Source organism: Deltaproteobacteria bacterium, from assembly GCA_016709225.1.
Classification (GTDB): Bacteria; Myxococcota_A; Polyangia; order Nannocystales; family Nannocystaceae; genus Xiheibacterium; species Xiheibacterium phototrophicum.
This window is the reverse complement of record JADJEE010000001.1, coordinates 54730-70830: the sequence shown is the minus strand read 5'-3', so window position 1 is coordinate 70830 and position 16101 is coordinate 54730. Positions and strand designations below refer to the sequence as shown.

Genomic DNA, 16101 nt, shown 5'->3' with positions numbered 1-16101 from the left:
CTGTGACATGCGCCCGCGAGTTGTGCGACGCTTTCGCGCGAGCATGCTCCACCCTCGCTGCCGCACCCCCGCCTCCGTCCTGCTCGCCGCGCTGCTCGGCCCCGGCCTCGCCTGCGACAACAAGCCCGCCGAGGCCAAGGCCGACCCCGCGGTCGACGCCAAGGCCAAAGAGGACGCCGAGGCCAAGGCCCGCATCGAGAAGCGCCGGCAGGAGCGCGAGAAGAAGGAGGCCGATGCCAAGCAGGCCGAGGCCGACATCGCCGCCAAGATCCAGCAGATCACGGTGATCCCCGACGGCACCAAGATGCCCAAGAAGATCGCCGAGGCCTGCGAGCAGGTCGTGCAGGCGCAGAGCGGCTTCATGAAGAAGTTCCACCCGCAGATCGAGGAGTCGGCCCTGACGACGCAGCTGGGCCTGCTGCGCAAGCAGTGCACCGACATGAACGACGTGAAGGTCGCGATGTGCCAGAAGTTCGCGCTCGAGGCGACCGACGAGCAGCTGCAGAAGTCGATCAACGAGTACCTGCCGGCCTGCATGGGCAAGTACGGCAAGGGCTGATGCCGGTCGCGACGCCGCGCTCGCCCGCCTGGGTGCCGCCGGCGCTGCTGGCCGCGATCGAGGCCGCCTACGCGACCCCGCCACGGGCGTACCACCACTTCGGGCACGTGCTGGAGGTGCTGCGCGACTACGACGACGTCGCGCAGACGCTCGGCTGGCGCCAGAGCGACGAGGTCCTGCTCGCGATCCTCTTCCACGATGCGGTCTATGTCGCCGGTGCCGCCGACAACGAAGCCCGCAGCGCAGCACTCGCCCGCGAGCTGGTGACGCAGCACCTGCCTGATCGAGGGCTCGACGTCGACACCGTCGTGCGGCTCGTCGAGCTCACCGCGCGCCACGGCAAGCTCTCGGGCGAGCCGCTCGACGACGACGCGCGCCACTTCCTCGACTGCGACATGGCGATCCTCGGCGCATCGCCTGACCGCTACGACGCCTACGAGGCCGCGATCGCGATCGAGTACGCGGCCGTGCCCCCGCCGCTCTACCGCGCCGGGCGGGGCGCGTTCCTGGCGGGCCTGCTCGCGCAGCCCCGCATCTTCCTCTCGGAGCGCTTCCACGCCAGTCACGACGCGCCCGCGCGCGACAACCTGCGTCGCGCCCACGCGGCGCTGAGGTAGCACTACCGGGCACCGCTACAGCAACAGCTCGTCGATGGGCCCGCCGGGGCTCTCCGCGAGGCCGCCGTCGATGGTGGTCTCATCGATGCCCATGGCCTGCATCGCCGTCAGCAGCACGTTCGAGCAGTTGCGTACCGACGACGGCGCGTCGACCGACGGCTGGTAGTGGTAGTCGGTGCGCAGGCGCCCGCCGGCCTTGCCGATGAGCAGCATCGGCGTGCCCTTGTCGGCGCCGTGGTACCGCCCGTCCATCATCTCCGAGGCGACCATGATGCAGGCGTGGTCGAGCAGGTTGCCATCGGCGATGGTCACCCCCGCGAGCTCGGTCAGCAGATCCGACAGCCGCTCGATGACGTAGGTCGCGACCTTGTCGATCATCTCGGGCTGCGACACCTGCGTGCCCGTCAGATCGTTGTGGCTGAGCAGGTGCATGCCGTCGGTGGCACCGACGTCGGCGATGACGGTGTCGGCCTGCATGGTGCCGAACATGTAGTGGATCGAGCGCGTCAGCCCGCAGGAGAGCGCCTGCGCGATGAGCTTCGAGAACGCGAGGTTCTTCTCGACCAGCGGCTCGATGAAGGCGTCGTTGGCGGGGTAGTTGCCGGTCGGCTGCGTCGGTAGCTCGCAGGTGATGCCGGCGAGGGTCTCGATGGCGTGCTCGGTCTCGTACAGCGCCTCGAGGTGGGCGTCGATGCGCGCACGATCGTAGGCGCTGACGCGATCGCGCAGCCGATTCGCGCTGGCCAGCACCGCATCGAGCGCGCGCAGCTCCACCAAGGACTGCGGGCTCGGCCCGGCAAGATCGGGGTCGGGCGAGAAGTCGGCGAAGAGCTGCTGATACAGCGCCAGCGGTGAGGTCTCGGGCGTCAGCAGCTGGTAGCCCGCCCCCCACGAGAACGACAGCCCGCGCCCGACGCCGCCGTAGTGCAGGCCGACGCTGGACAGCGACAGCACCAGCGAGCGAAACGGTGAGGCGTCGCCCTGCTCGACCAGCCGATCGGCGATGTACTGATCGATGCTGGCGCGATCGGAACCGATGCTCTGGTAGGCACCGTTGGCGTCGTACGCGGGGTCGATGCGCTGCTGCCCCGAGAACACCGTCGCGCGCAGCTCGTGGTGGCCGCCGGTCACGTACGGCCGCATGTTGGACAGCGCGGTCACGTAGGGCTTGTGGGCCGCCAGCGGCGCCAGCTCCTGTGACAGCCCCCAGTTCGCGCCGGTGCCCGTCGGCGTCCAGTGATCGAACATGTCGTCGAAGTTGCCGACGCCGCTGCCCCACGAATACGCCAGGAACACCGGTGCGATCGCGCTGCCGTCCGCGTGCGCCTCGCCGTGAGCGTCGAGCATCGCCTCGAGGATCGGCAGGCCCACGGTGAACGTGGTGCCGGCGGCCATGCCCTTCAACAGGGTCCGACGTCCGATGGTTCGTGTGCGCATCACTCCTCCCTCACAATCGTCGTGAACACGTCGTGGATCGCGACCTGTCGCATCAGCGTCAGGAAGTCGAAGTCGGCCGCCGCGAGCTGGGCGGCGAGGTCGTCGATCGCGACCTCTTCGGTGCCCTCGAGCTCGCGCCCGAGCGCGTGACGCAGGAACTGCCGCGTCACGCACGGCACCAGGTCGGGGTTTTCGGCCACCGCGGCCGCGAGCTCCCTGCTCGTGGCGAACGCGACGCCATCGAGCTCGCCGGCGAGGTCGAGCGGCAGCTCGTAGCTCTCGCCTTCGAAATCGACCTGCTCGGTCGCCCGCCACGCCCCGATCGCGTCGAACTCCTCGAGCGCGAGGCCCATCGGATCCATCATCTTGTGGCAGCCCGCGCAGGTCGGATCCGAGGTGTGACGCTCGAAGCGGTCGCGCTTGGTCTCGGCGCCCTCGGGCGGCGGGATGGTGTTGCTGACGTTGGGTGGCGGTGGCGGGATCTCGCGGCACAGCAGGCGCTGCGAGATGAATTTGCCGCGCGCCGCCGGCGAGGTCGTCGAGGGGTGCGACATCACCGAGAGGAACGCGCCGGTGCTGAGCAGGCCGCTCCGGGGGCTGTCGGGCGGCAGCTCGATGGCCTCGATCTCCGGGCCGAAGCTGCCCGCCACGCCGTAGAGCACCGCGAGCTCGTCGTTGACGTAGAGCGTGTCGGCGCGGACGGCCTTGCGCAGATCGTCGCGTCGCTCGAACACCAGGTCGTCGATCATCGCCTCGACTTCCTGCCGCATCGCGGTGCGCAGCGTCGGCGTGAAATCGGGGTACGCAGTGGGGTCCTTGCCGACCGCGTCGACCACGGTGGTGCTCCACCACTCGGCAAAGAAGCGCTTGGGCGCGCCACGGTGGGCCGGGTCGGCGACCATCTGGGCGATCAGGCGATCGACCTCGGCCTCGACCACGGCCGGATCGCCCAGCTCACCCGCGCGCGCACGGGCCAGCAGGTCGTCGTCGGGCACCGAGTCGAGGAACATCAGCGACAGCGAGCGCGCGCGCGAGTGGTCATCCATTGCGTCGGGCTGCGCGGGGTCGACCTGCGGGTAGAAGTAGAGGAACTCCGGCGTCTGCAGCAGCGCGATGACGCCCCACTGCAGACCGAGGCGCAGCTCGCCGAGCCGCGTGGTGCCGTCGTCGACGATCGCCAGCAGCTCGTCGACCGCCGCGTCGTCGGTCGCGACCGGGCGGCTCCAGGCCCGCTGCGCGATCGCACTCAGCCACGCGCGCACGCAGGGATCGTCGACGCCGCTCGGGCTGCAACCCAGCCGCGCCGCCACGCCCTCGTCGCTGGCCAACGCGAGCTCGGCGGCCTCTTTGGCGACGTTGCGATAGCGTCCGAAGTCGAGCAGCGTGGTGGTCACCCCGCCGGCGACCATGTTGGGCAGGCGGAACGCCTCGCCGCTCAGCCCCTCGTCCGGCAGCGCCACGGCGGGCGTCCAGTCGGGCAGCGCCAGCAGATCGCGGATCGACTGCACGTGCTGCCCGTTGGTGAGGCGCCGCATCGGCACCGCACCGACCTCGAGCCCGGGCAGCTCGCCGCCGCTCGAGTCGGCGCCGTCGGCCGCATCGCCGCCGCCGTCGCTGCCGGGCCCGCTCGCGCCGGTCGTCTCACCGCCGGCCTGCGGGCCATCGCCGTGCAGGCCCGAGTAGCAGCCGGTCGCGAGGGCGATGCACAGGCACAGCGGTCGAGCGCGGTCCATGACGACAGCCTGTCCGAGCGCAACGTCGCCGACAATCGGCTGGATGACCGAACGCGCGCCGCATCGGCGCGCTCGATCACAATCGTCGTGCACGATCGTGCACGACCTCGAGGAGCGCGTTGCCGCGCGGATCGAGCGGGGCTCGCCGCCGCGCGTTCACGCACCGCAGGCTGCGATCAACGCGGTCCATCTTGGCGTGGACGTGCTCGACGTGGCCGAGCCGCAGCGGGACCACGGTCACCACCGTGTTCAGCAGATTGGGCGCGAGGATCTGCGACGTGCCGGCACCTCGTCGGCCGCGGACGGGAGGGCCGTGTCAGATCACTCGAGGTTGACCTCTTGCTCGCGCTGCCATGTGCCGTCGCGGCACCACAGCGCCGAGCTGTGGCCGCCCGGCTCGCCCCACGACTCGACGCACCACGCGTCGCCGGGACGGCACGGATCGCCCTGCTTCGGCATCGGCGTGCACACGCCGGCATCGGTGCGCTCGATGGCCGGGGCGGTGATGGAGGGGTCCGGCACGGGCGTCGTGGGCTCGCCGCGTGGTGCGCTCACCGGCACCTGCCCAGCGGGGGCGTTCGCGGAGCCATCGGACGACGCGCAGGCGAGGCCGAACGCAAGCGTCGAAGACCAGCGGCGGACACGACCACGGGCGCGCATGCGTGCGATCCTCGCAGGTTCGCGGCGCCTGCACCATCGGCGGACCGCCGGATGCCACGAGCCAGTCCGTGGGGCCGCCGACCCCACGCGCTCGCGCCCGCCTCACGCGTCGTCGTCGTCGTCCTCGTCGTCCTCGTCGTCGTCGCCGTCGTCCTCGTCGTCGCCCTCGCCGTCGTCGTCGTCGCCCTCGTCGTCGCCCTCGTCGTCGCCCTCGTCGTCGTCCTCGTCCTCGTCGTCCTCGTCCTCGTCGCCGGCGATCTGTACGGTCACGCGGCAGACCTGCCCGTCGGCGTCGCGCTCGACGACGACCGGGAACGCTCCGTCGCCGACGGAGGTGAAGAAGCCGCACATCCACGCGCCGCCGATCTCGGCCGAGCCGACGCCGAGGTCATTGGCCCATGCGTGCCGGAGGATCGCGTGGTGGCTGGAGTGGGGCCGGATCTCCATCACCAGCTGCCGCGACTGCGCCGCGGCGTCGAGCAGTTCGATCCAGCCCGGGGGCAGGCCGGCCGCCGCGACGTCGGTCCAGCCGACGGTGCCGCCCCGGTCATCGAGGCCGAACCGCTCGGCGAACTCGTCCTCCCGTCCGCCCCAGAACACGAGGTCGACGCGTCCATCCAACGGGCGCTCGTGGTCCCACGCCGCGAGCGCCTCGCCATCGGCGAACATGAGCCGCGCTTCCTCCACGGCGGCGCGACCGATCGTCTCGCTGGCGACCGGCACGGTGGGCCGACACACCAACGAGATGTACTGCCAGCAGTCGTCGTCGTCGCGTCGGCCCACGACCGTCAGGGGGCGGTCCGTGGGGAGCCCGTAGACGGCGGTCACGTTGACGTGGGCGAACGAGAACTCCCCGTGGTCGAGGCCAGCCTCGGCGAGCAAGCGCAGGCGCTGGCCATGGCCCATGCGCACCGCCGCGGGCTCGAGGCGGGCATCGAACCCGTGCTCCTGCGCGTGCGCCCTGAACTGCGCGATGCCCTTCTTCGACTGCGGCGCGTTGACGTCGAAGATGTAGTCGGTGCCGTGCGCACGCACGAACGACGCCAGCGCCGCGGTGGCGTCGCGCCCGAGCACACGCATGTCGAAGTAATCGCCGCGGGTGGCCCCCATCGCGCCGGCCCAGGTGCTACCGGAGACGTCCGCAAAGTGCGGGTTCTCGTGACTCCACTGCCCCATCGCGCCCATGTCGGTGACGACGAGCGTGCCGCTGGGCAGCGTCACGCGTCCGATCGGGAACTCGCCACCGGCCTCGGGCAGCACGCCTGTGCCCTCGCGGGCGACCGCGTCGGCGAGCTCGAGGACCAGCGACGGGAGTCCAAGGCCTTCGGCGAGGGGCGCCTGCAGCCCCTGGTGTCGCTGCGCGAACAGACGCAAGAACTCCGCGACCGCAGTGCGGTCCACGCCCGGTGCGCGTGCGAGCGCGAGCAAGGGCGCGGCGAGGTCGTCGGCGCCGTCACGAAACCACCCGAGCAGCTGCGCGAACAGACCCGCCTCTTGCACGGCCGCGGCCGCACGGGCCACGACGTCGCGCACATCGGCGGGATCCTCACCGGGAGGCAGCGGCGCGGCGGCGATGCGACGCACCGCCGCGGCGACGCGCTCATCGGTCACCTCGGCGTCGATCAACGCGCCGAGCGCAGTGAGCACGACGGTGGCATCCGGGTCCTCGAGCGCATCGAGCACGCGATTGGGATCGCCCGCCGCGCGCACGCGGGCAGCGACCGACCGCAGCGCCGCCACCTCCGAAGCTGCCATCGCGGCGAGATCGATGCCGCCATCGTCGGCGTGCTCGGGTGGCTCCGCCTCACCGAGCGCATGCGCGAGCCAGTCGACCAGCGCCGCCGCATGGGGCGATTGTTCGCGCAGCGCCAGCAGCACCGGCGCCGCTTGTCGCAGCTGCTCGGGCGCCATCAAGTTGCCCAACGCCACCAAGCCAAAGCCGTACGCGTAGGGCAGATCCGACGTCAGGATGGTCATGGCGTTGGCGACGTTGGTGTGCGGCACCGGTGAGCGTGGGTCGACGGCCTCGGCCCACGGATGCGCCGCGACGAATGCCCGCACGGGTTCCGGTCGCGGCAGGTCCGCAACCACCGCGCCGAACAGGCGACCAGGGAGGAACCTGAAGGCCTCGCGCGATCCGATGTCCGCGTCGATGCCGGAGGCGTCGATCGACATCGTGCGTTCGGTGGCCCCGTGCACGGTCGCCGACGATCGGCTCGGCTCGTCGGCCGCAAACACCGTGAGTACGTGGCGACCGTCGTCGTGGAAGCGGAGCTCGCGACCGCCGGCGACCGCGACGTTCTCGAACACCAGGCGTTCCCCCGGGCCGTACTCCCGCAGCGTTCGTTCGCCCGCGTCGTCGGTCGCACGCAGCATCGCGCGTCGCAGCTGCCCGTCGCGTTGGAAGATCCGCTCTTCGAGGATGTCGTCGGCGCCGATCTCCAGCACATCGTCGGTGCCGTAGCGAATGGCGTACGCCAGCGTGCCGTCCGGTGCGAAGGCTTCGTACAGGCTCGCGCCGCCGTCGACGACCCGCAGGTGCGTGGCGATGCGACCACCCTCGCGATAGGTCTTCGACCACGACACGCGCCCGCGCTCGAGCGCGGTCTCCATCACCAGCGCGCCATTCAACGCCCAGTAGCGCCACACGCCGTGCTTCTCGCCGTCGATGCGATCGCCGTGCTCCCAGCGCGCATGGTACGAGTCGGCGTGGGCGAACTCGGCATCCGCGGGCACCCCATCCGGGCGCGGCGGGGTCGCGAGCGTCGGCGTCCACGGCTCGGATGGCTCGGCCTCGTGCGCCTCGCGGACCTCGTCCATGCGCTCGAGGAACGCCACGGCCTCGGGCGCGAGCTCGGTGCCGTCGGCATCGAACATCGCGATGCCGACCGCCTCGCCGTCGTCGTAGGTGGTGTCGATGCGGACCACCGCGGCGGGCACGTCGGGGAACGGCTCGCTCGAGGCGTCACGGGCTCGAAACGCCGACGCGACCCCGACCATGCGCCCGCGCTCGAGTTGGCCGCGCTGCGAGACGCTGCCGTCGTCGTGGAAGCGCACGTACTCCCCGTGCATCACGCCGTCGATGCAGTGCCAGCGGGCCGCGATGCGACCATCGTCTCGGTACGTCTCGACCGTGCCGGACCCCTTCGGGTCACCGACCACCCAACGCTCGTCGCTCGCGTTCCAGATCGCACCCTCGGGCACTCCGCTCGGTCGCTGCATTCCGGGCCGCACGGTGCACGCGGTGCGCCAACGTGGCAAGGCCGCGATCGCTGGCTTCGGAGCGCACGCGGCGGGGGCGGCGGTGCCCAACTGGCGCCCGCTTTGCCCGAGCCGGGCACTTCGACGGCGCCACACGGGCGGCACGCGATGACCACCCCCGCCGGGCGTGGCTACCGCGGCGCCGCGACGCGGCGGGCGAGCCCGTCGGCGTCGAGGGATCGCAGCGCCGCAGGCTCGATCGCCACCTCGGGCAGCAGCCCGACGCCGTCGACCGGCGCGCTCGGCAGTCGTCGCGAGCGGCTGGTCGGCCACGTCAGCACGCGCACGCCCGAGGGCAGCGTCGCGGCGCGCACGTCGGCGTAGTCGAGTACGCCGGCGGTGTGCGAGCCGAAGGTCGTGACCTTGTCGCTCGCGCTGGCCTCGAGCACGAACTGCTCGCACGCGCGGGCGCAGGCGCCGTCGTGCACGATGTCGACGTACCGCGGCAGCCGCACGATGGCGCGGGTCTCGACCCGATCGGGCGTGAGCTCGAGCCACGGGCCGCTCGCCCTGCGCATGCGCATCGCCACCGCCCGCAGCCGCGCAGCACCGTCGGCCGCGTCGGCGGGCAGCTCGTCGGCGGCGCGCGCCCATGCGGCCGCGTTGTCCTCGCTGACGCGGACATCGAACCCGACGACCGTGTACGGCAGCGACTGCGCGAACGCCATCAGCGGCGCCCATGCGGCCGCGGGGCCGCCGGCGTTGCCGCGCAGATCGAGCACCAGCCGCTCGGCCCGACGGATCTCGAGGCGATGGGCCTCGACCAACGCAGCGATCGGCGCGGGGTCCTCGAAGCTCGGCACCCGCAACACCACCGTGCGCGCCGAGATCGGCACGAACTGTACCGCGTCGCGCCCGACCGCCGCGTCGTCGCCGTGCACGGGGCGCTCGCCGACCTCGAGCAACGAGAGGTCGCCATCCTCGAACATCGCGAGCCACGGCCGCAACGCAGCGGTGCAGGCCTCGGCCTCGTCGTCGCCGATCGCTGCGGCGCGCGCGGCCACGTGGGCCGTCGCACCGTCGATGTGAATCGCGCCCAGGCGCTCGCACTTGTCGTCCCAGCCAGCGTAGCCGTGCTCGACGATGCGCCGCAGCGCCTCGAAGTCGCGACCACAGCGGTTGCGCGGCACGAGCTCGGGCGCAGTGGCGCCCGTCGGCGCGGGCGTGGGCGCGGGCACCAGCGCGTGGTGACACGCGACGTCGAGCCACACCAGCGCGGCGATCGCCCGCGTGCAGCCGCGCGACCGCGTGGCCGCCAATCTGCATCGTGCTCGTCGCCCGCGAACCGTCACCGTCACCGATCGTAGCAGCTCAGCGCATGCGGCTGCGACGACGGCGACCGAGCACGATGGGCGCGACGACCAGCAGCCACGCGGGCGCTTGCCCGCCGCCCCTCGATCGACAGCTGCAGCCACCACCGTCGTCTTGCTGCGCGGCGGTGCCGGTCGAATCGTCGGCCGCGGTCTCGGACGCCGCACCGCCGCCCTCCGAGCTGCCGGCACTCGCGCTCGCGCTCGCACTCGCGCTCGCGTCGGTCGCGGACGCACCGGTGCTCTCGCCTGCGCCCGCGGTGCTGCTCGAACCGCCCGCGTCGCCGCTGCTCGAACCGCCACCTTCCGACGAGCCGCTGCCGTCACCGCCCGTGCCAGAGCTGTCGCCACCGCCCTCGTCCTGACAAAGCGGATCGCAGCCATCGCCGGCGGCCACGTTGCCGTCGTCGCACGCCTCGGTGCGCTCGACGCTGCCGTTGCCGCACTGCCCCGCGGCCCACACCACCAGGTTCGCTGCCAGCACGGCGTTGTCGGCGTCGCCGAGGTAGCTGTCGGTCAGCGCGTTGTGATCGCCGATCACGAGGATGCGACCGCCGTCGACGTAGCCGGATGCGGGCTCGAGCACCGCGAGGAAGGGATCGGTGCCGAGGCTAGTGCCGATGACTTCGGCCTCCGCGGGCACCGAGAAGGTCGTCGGACTGTCGAACGCGTACTGCCCGACGCCGAAGGTGATGGGATGCTCGGCGGTCGGCATGCCGTCGGAGGGCCCGAACGACCACGCAAGCTCGCCGACCCCGAACGGCGCCGCCCAGGTGTCGTAGACGGTGTCCCACGGGCCGTCGAGACCGTTCGCGTCGATGGTGAGCACCAGCGTGCCGCCGCCGTCGAGCCACGCCTGCAGGGCCGCGAGCTCGGCCCCCGACAAGCTGCCGGGGTCGCCCGCGGTGGGGCCGGTGCCGTCGCTCAGCATCGCGGTGTAGAAGACGTCGACCCCGTCGAGGTACTCGGCCGTGAGCGTGCCGGTCGCGGCCGCGACGACGTCGCCGTGACTCGCGATCGCCTCACGCAGACCATCGTGCGCGTCACCGTCGAGCGTGCCGGTGGCGTAGGCGATGCGCGTGCCGTCGAAGCTACCCCAGCTCGCCGCGTGGCCCGGCCGGGACATGAGCACGGTACCCAGCAGCGCAGCGACGACGAAGGAGCACGACGTGAGAGCAGACGATCGAACCATCGGCGCGAGCGTACGCGCGATCCCGGTGACGCGTCGAGCATCCCGGGGCGCGTCGGCGACTTCCGGCGTCCGAACGAACCGTCCGAGGCCGAATCACCGCGACGGGGATCGAAATGGCCGCGCACCACACGATGCCAATGGGCAGCCCCACCGAACGAGCCGCTGCCCCAGCCGCACCGCGCTGCTGATGGACCACTGCACGCGACACGATTCGCGACCGAACCGAGGTAGCCCATGATCCTCATCAACGACTCCAACGACAGCGTGACCGTCTACACCTACAACGACGACGACACCGTCTACTGGGTGCACGCGCGCAAGTTCACGATCCCGCCGGCTCACCTGCATCGGCACGAGAAAGATCCGAACGCGCCGTCGTTCCGCGACACCAAGCTCGCCATCCGCATCAACGACGACCCGCGCCATGAGATCCAGCAGCCGAAGTCGGGCGCCCACGCGCCGGGTGCGACAGTTCGCATCGACGCGCAGCACGCCGTGACCCACCCCAGCTCGCTGCTGGTGGAGCCGCTGCCGAACACAGCCCCGTCCGCCCCGAACCTGCAGGGATCGGAGATCCGCGACGGCGAGGGCCTGATCTCAAGCAACGACACGAAGCTGTTCACGCCGAGCAGGAACCACTACCTCACGCTGGACCAGGCGAGCGGCCTTCAGTTCTGGCAGGCGGCCCCCGCCCCGAAGCAGCTGAGCGCCGATCGTGTGCCAGCGACCTACGGCATCTTGCTCGGCGGTGTGTTCTTCATGTGCGACCCGAGCTTCCGCGTGTTGACCTCGACCTCGGGCTACGCCGGGGACGCGCGCATGCGTGTCACGGATCGCGGATGCCTCATCGAGAAGTTCTCAGGCCAGCTGCTCTGGAGTCAGTGGGGGGATCCGAACCAGTTCTTCTGAAGCCCCACCACTCGGGCCAACCCGCGTCACTGACAGCCAGCGTCCCACTCGTGGGCGCAGATCGACAGCGGCGCGGTCCGCTGCACGCCGTCAATGTCCTCGGGCACGTCGGCCGAGACGTCGCGTCCGCCCTGCGTCACGGTGCAGGGGGCGCTGGCCGCCAGCGCCATGTCCTGCTGCGGGTCGGTGACCAGCGCCTGCAGCTTGACGTTGTCGGTGGCCCCGATGAGGGAATTCTCGAGCTCCATCACCGTCTGCCAGTTGCGCAGGGGGTCGCTGCCGAACATCGTGTAGTAGCAGTCGAGCAGGTTGTTGCGCATCGCGGTCGGCACCGACGCGCCACCCACCGACCACACGCACACGCCGTCGAAGTCCTCGGCCTCGATGAGGTTGTTGTCGATGACCGGGGTCGCCGACTGCAACCAGACGCCGACCTCGTTGGTCGATGACTCGAGCCAGATGCTGTTGGCGACGATCTGCGGCGCGCCCAGCGACAGCCGCACGCCGTATTGGAAGCTGCCGCCACTGGTCATGTCGATCACATTGCCGGCGAAGACACCATCGCTGTCCTCGGCGTCGATGCCGACCGCGACACCCTGGGCCTCCTCGACGTCGAAGGCGAAGCGATTCGACACCAACGTCGGGTCGCCACCGAGGATCCGCACCCCGACGGTGCTGACGGACTCGAACGCGATGGTCGGCAAGAGCCTGCAGTTGCGGATCGTGGCATCGCCGAACACGAGGATGCCGGCACGGAACTGGCCCACGGCGACGCCGACCTCGAAGCCGTCGATGACGGTGTCGGCCGCGACGTCCTGCGGCACCTCGATCGCGCGATGCGGCACGTCCTCGGTCGATCCGATGAACTGGCTCTCGTCGACCAGGCGGGTGACGTACTGCCACGGATCTCGGGCGCTCCAGTCGCTCGCGTAGCCGCCGACGAGCGAGACGCCATCGGCGACCACGACGTGGTCGTCGTTGCCGTAGTCATAGGCGTAGTCGCCCTGCGCCACGCGAATGGTGTCGATGCCGCCCTGCTCGACCGCCCGCGCGATCGCCCACTGGATCGTGCGCATCGGCGCCTCGATGGTGCCGGGATCGCCGTTGCTGCCGCCTGGGTGGACGTACAGCACGTTGGGCTCGCCGCCGATGCCACCGGTGGTGTCGCCGGTGGTGTCGCTGCCGCCGCTGTCGCTACCCGCCGTCGCCGTCGCCGTCGTGTCGAGCGCACCGGAGCTCCCTGCGTCGTTGCTGCTCCCGCCGTCGGCGGAGCTGTCGAGCGACGCGGTGCCGGTCGAGCCGGTGTTGCCCGCGGTCGTCGGCCCCTCGCCCGACGTGCCCGCATGGGTGGCGCCGCCGGTGGCGTCATCACTCGCGGAGCCCGATCCCCCACCGCCGTCACCACACGCGGGCGCGAGCAGCACGAGCGGAACGACGGATGTTCGCAGCAGGTCGAGACGCATCCACACGACCTACTCCGCGGCGCCGCGGGCCGCAAGACGCTGGCCCCAGCTCATCGACGGGCGCCGTGGTGCGAGAACGCTTCACGCAGGCATGCAACCTGCGGCCGTGGTGTCCGTCGTGGGCGTGGCCACGCGCATGGCGTGACCACGCCCCACGGCGCGGGTGCGCTCACTCGCACGCGGGCAGCGGATCCGGGCACGAACCCGGTCGCGGCAGCGTCATCGCGCAGCCGGCCACGTCCTCGAAGTCGTTGGTGACACCAAAGTCGACCGCGGCGCCTTCGTAGCCGAGCACGAACCCGTGACCCGCAGCGTGGGCGATGACGGTGTCGGTCACGAACGCGTTCGGCGGCGGCTGGGTCATGATCACGGCGCCCTCGTAGGCATCGATGTCGCTGCAGCTGAGCAGGATGCAGCCACAGTCGGCGCCGGTGTACTCGATGCGCGCGTGGGCGATCGCGGTGCGCGGGTCGACCACGCCCCCGAACCACAGACCGACCCAGTCACCGGGTGCAGGGGCCAAGGCGGCGGAGGTGAACACGATCGGTCGCTCGCTGGTGCCGACGGCCGACAGCGCGCCCGTGGCCGCGAAGTCGCCGGTGGCGAACTCGACCGCGAACTCCGTGCCGGGGAAGAACCGCAGCGTGACGCCTGGCTCGATCGTCAGCAGCACGGGCGGCGCGATGCGGTCGCCCCCGCCGACCACCAGACGATCGTTGCTCGCGTTGCCGACGCGATACGGCACGCCGCGGTCGTGGATCGTGCCAGACACCTGCAGGGGATCGAGGGGGTCGACGAAGATCTCGTCGATGGCGTTGCCGGTGAACGAACCCTCGGGGAGCGAGTCGAGCGCGTGCTCGTCGAGCTCGAGCGGGAACGGGTGCGCGTCGGATCCACAGTCGCGCACGACCAGCGCGGTCGAGCCCGGCGCGAACGCGGTCTTGCGCATCAGCGAGACCCCAGCGCCGGCGGAGTCCTCGATCGTGACGTGGTCGACGAACAGGCCCTGCGCGAGCGGCAGCGTGCCGGTGCCCGCCGCCGCGATGGTTGCGCCAGACGGATCGGTCGCGCCGCCGCCGGTCAACGTGACGTACGCGAGGCGTGCGTCGCCGGGCGCCGCGATGAAGATGCGGCCCCACGGCGCAGGACCGGCGGGCTCGAAGCGAATCGGTCGATCGACGGTGCCCTCGGCGACGAGATGACCGCTGTTGGGCGTACCCGGGAACGCCACGTCGAGCTCGACGTCGGCGGCGAGCCGCACCACCGCGCACGGCTCGATCTCGAGGGTCGCACCCGATCGAATCGCGAGGCTCGCGTCGACGAAATGCGGGCCATCCTCGGCGCGCCACACGGTGTCGACGTCGATGTTCTCGGCGTGTCGAACGCCTGGGCCGGTCTGCGCCGGGCACTGCAGCACGTCGCCGGAGTCGGAGCTCGAGCCGTCGTCGTCGTCGGAGGTGCTGCCGGCCTCGCCGCCTTCGTCGGGCGGGTCACTGCAGGCAGGCAACGCGAGGGAGCACAACAGGCACAGGATCGTAGAGGTACGCATGGTCGTGGTCTTTCTTTCGTGGGCGCGCGAGGGGTTCACTTCATCGCCGGCATGGTCGCCATGCGGCTCCAAGTCATGTCCGTCCCCGCCTGGCAGGCGGGCTTGGTGGGATCGGGGTTGCTCCAACCACCGCTGATGTCGCGGGCCTGGTAGCCGACACGCGGCGCTCCGCCGGGCGTCAGCGCCAGCGACGGGCTGTGCAGGAACCATGCGCCGACGTTGCAGTTCTCCCACAGGAAGATCTCGTCGGGCTTCATCTCGCTGCCCGACTCGACGGCATCGCTCGTCCACTCCGCCTCGGCGGCGTTGCACGGCTCGTCGTCGCAGCTCGCGATCGCGATGTTGTAGTCCAAGGTGTAGACGAAGCGCGGGTGGTCGTCGGCATCGAGCGCGAGGTCGACACCGGGGCCCAGCTCGTCGTCGTCGCTCAGGATGGTGCCGTTCCACTGCGCGGTGGCGCAGTCGTCGTCGCAGCTGGTGTACACGAGGTTGCGGTGGCCCGACTCGTCCTCGCCGAGCAGGACGATGCGGGGCGCCCCCGACTCGGTGGTCGCCAACGCGATGCTCGGGGCGATCGACACCGCGTCGGTCTCGCTCGAGAACGCGGGGTAGATCGACTGCGCGTGCCAGCTCGCCGGGTCGTCACAGTCGTCGAGGCACTCGGCGTACGCGCCCATGTCGACGGTCCCCGCGGGGTCGGCGACCATCGCCACGGTGGCGACGCGGGCGTGGCCGTCGGCGTCGATCTCGAGCTGCGACGAGCGCCAGATCTGATCGCTGATCTGGACCGCGTTCCAGCTCGCCGGATCCGTGCAAGCGTCGTCACAGCCGACGTACCACGTCGCGGGGGTGTCCTGGCCGATGCCGAGATACGCCACGTAGGTGTGCATCAAGAACCGCGGATGGCCGGCGGGATCGAGCGCGAACGCTTCGCCGGTGACCTCGCGCTCGTTGTCGTGCTTCAAGATCTCGCTCGTGGTCCACGCGCTCGCCTCGGTGCAGTCGCCCGTGCAGGTGGCGTGGATCACACTCGCGAACGTCGACAGCAGCACCTGGGGTCGACCGTCGGCGTGCAGGGCGATCATCGCGTTCGCCACCGTGGTGTCGGTGGGCAGTCGCACGACCTCGACGTCGTCGGTGCCGGCACAGCCCGCGCCGCAGTAGGCGTAGTAGGCATCGCCGCCGGCGTACGCGGGATAGACCGCATGGGTCGCGCCGTCGCGATCGACCACGACGGTCGGCGCGCTGGTGTTGTCGGGCTCGCCGGTGGGCAGGAAGAAGGGGTGGACGTCGCGCTGCGCGTGCTCGCCGGCATCACCGGCGGCGTCGCCGACGGGTTCGCAGGCGACGAGGATCGAGGCGGCCAGGAGGGCGTTCGTCTTCATTGCCCGCTTGGTGTGCGTGCTCGACC

The 16101-nt window shown here is 71.2% G+C and carries 13 protein-coding genes; 3 read left to right on the top strand and 10 right to left on the bottom strand.

The window, feature by feature from the left end; all coding sequences use genetic code 11:
* The first annotated feature begins 43 nt into the window (after positions 1 to 43).
* Entirely contained in the window at positions 44 to 559 is a 516-nt protein-coding gene (locus IPH07_00290; GenBank protein ID MBK6915813.1) for a hypothetical protein, read from the top strand.
* The gene (locus IPH07_00285; protein ID MBK6915812.1) at positions 559 to 1176 is read left to right on the top strand and encodes a hypothetical protein; all 618 of its coding nucleotides are present in this window, start codon (positions 559 to 561) and stop codon (positions 1174 to 1176) included. The genes IPH07_00290 and IPH07_00285 overlap by 1 nt, the downstream gene beginning before the upstream one ends.
* Before the next feature lie 15 nt (positions 1177 to 1191).
* Here IPH07_00285 and IPH07_00280 read toward each other — a convergent pair whose 3' ends face one another.
* The 7 genes from IPH07_00280 to IPH07_00250 form a co-directional block, all read right to left on the bottom strand.
* Positions 1192 to 2613 carry a DUF1552 domain-containing protein gene (locus IPH07_00280; GenBank protein MBK6915811.1) on the bottom strand — a complete coding sequence of 474 codons (1422 nt, stop codon included), beginning with the start codon at positions 2611 to 2613 and terminating at the stop codon, positions 1192 to 1194.
* Complete coding sequence (locus tag IPH07_00275; GenBank protein MBK6915810.1) at positions 2613 to 4346, bottom strand: DUF1588 domain-containing protein; 1734 nt, start codon at positions 4344 to 4346, stop codon at positions 2613 to 2615. The genes IPH07_00280 and IPH07_00275 overlap by 1 nt, the downstream gene beginning before the upstream one ends.
* A 76-nt stretch (positions 4347 to 4422) precedes the next feature.
* A complete protein-coding gene (locus IPH07_00270; GenBank protein ID MBK6915809.1) occupies positions 4423 to 4590 on the bottom strand; it encodes a hypothetical protein in 168 nt (55 codons plus the stop codon).
* 77 nt (positions 4591 to 4667) lie between these two features.
* Entirely contained in the window at positions 4668 to 4901 is a 234-nt protein-coding gene (locus tag IPH07_00265; GenBank protein ID MBK6915808.1) for a hypothetical protein, read from the bottom strand.
* A gap of 207 nt (positions 4902 to 5108) precedes the next feature.
* Positions 5109 to 8228, bottom strand: a complete 3120-nt coding sequence (locus tag IPH07_00260) for a hypothetical protein (GenBank protein MBK6915807.1) — start codon at positions 8226 to 8228, stop codon at positions 5109 to 5111.
* Between the two features lie 170 nt (positions 8229 to 8398).
* The gene (locus IPH07_00255; protein MBK6915806.1) at positions 8399 to 9526 is read right to left on the bottom strand and encodes a hypothetical protein; all 1128 of its coding nucleotides are present in this window, start codon (positions 9524 to 9526) and stop codon (positions 8399 to 8401) included.
* 52 nt (positions 9527 to 9578) lie between these two features.
* The gene (locus IPH07_00250; GenBank protein ID MBK6915805.1) at positions 9579 to 10769 is read right to left on the bottom strand and encodes a hypothetical protein; all 1191 of its coding nucleotides are present in this window, start codon (positions 10767 to 10769) and stop codon (positions 9579 to 9581) included.
* Between the two features lie 234 nt (positions 10770 to 11003).
* Between IPH07_00250 and IPH07_00245 the strand changes: the two genes are divergently transcribed.
* The gene (locus tag IPH07_00245; GenBank protein MBK6915804.1) at positions 11004 to 11678 is read left to right on the top strand and encodes a hypothetical protein; all 675 of its coding nucleotides are present in this window, start codon (positions 11004 to 11006) and stop codon (positions 11676 to 11678) included.
* Positions 11679 to 11704: 26 nt separating this feature from the next.
* Here IPH07_00245 and IPH07_00240 read toward each other — a convergent pair whose 3' ends face one another.
* The 3 genes from IPH07_00240 to IPH07_00230 form a co-directional block, all read right to left on the bottom strand.
* A complete protein-coding gene (locus IPH07_00240) occupies positions 11705 to 13141 on the bottom strand; it encodes a DUF1565 domain-containing protein (protein ID MBK6915803.1) in 1437 nt (478 codons plus the stop codon).
* 169 nt (positions 13142 to 13310) lie between these two features.
* Positions 13311 to 14690 carry a hypothetical protein gene (locus tag IPH07_00235; GenBank protein ID MBK6915802.1) on the bottom strand — a complete coding sequence of 460 codons (1380 nt, stop codon included), beginning with the start codon at positions 14688 to 14690 and terminating at the stop codon, positions 13311 to 13313.
* Positions 14691 to 14725: 35 nt separating this feature from the next.
* Complete coding sequence (locus IPH07_00230; GenBank protein ID MBK6915801.1) at positions 14726 to 16075, bottom strand: hypothetical protein; 1350 nt, start codon at positions 16073 to 16075, stop codon at positions 14726 to 14728.
* Positions 16076 to 16101: the final 26 nt, after the last annotated feature.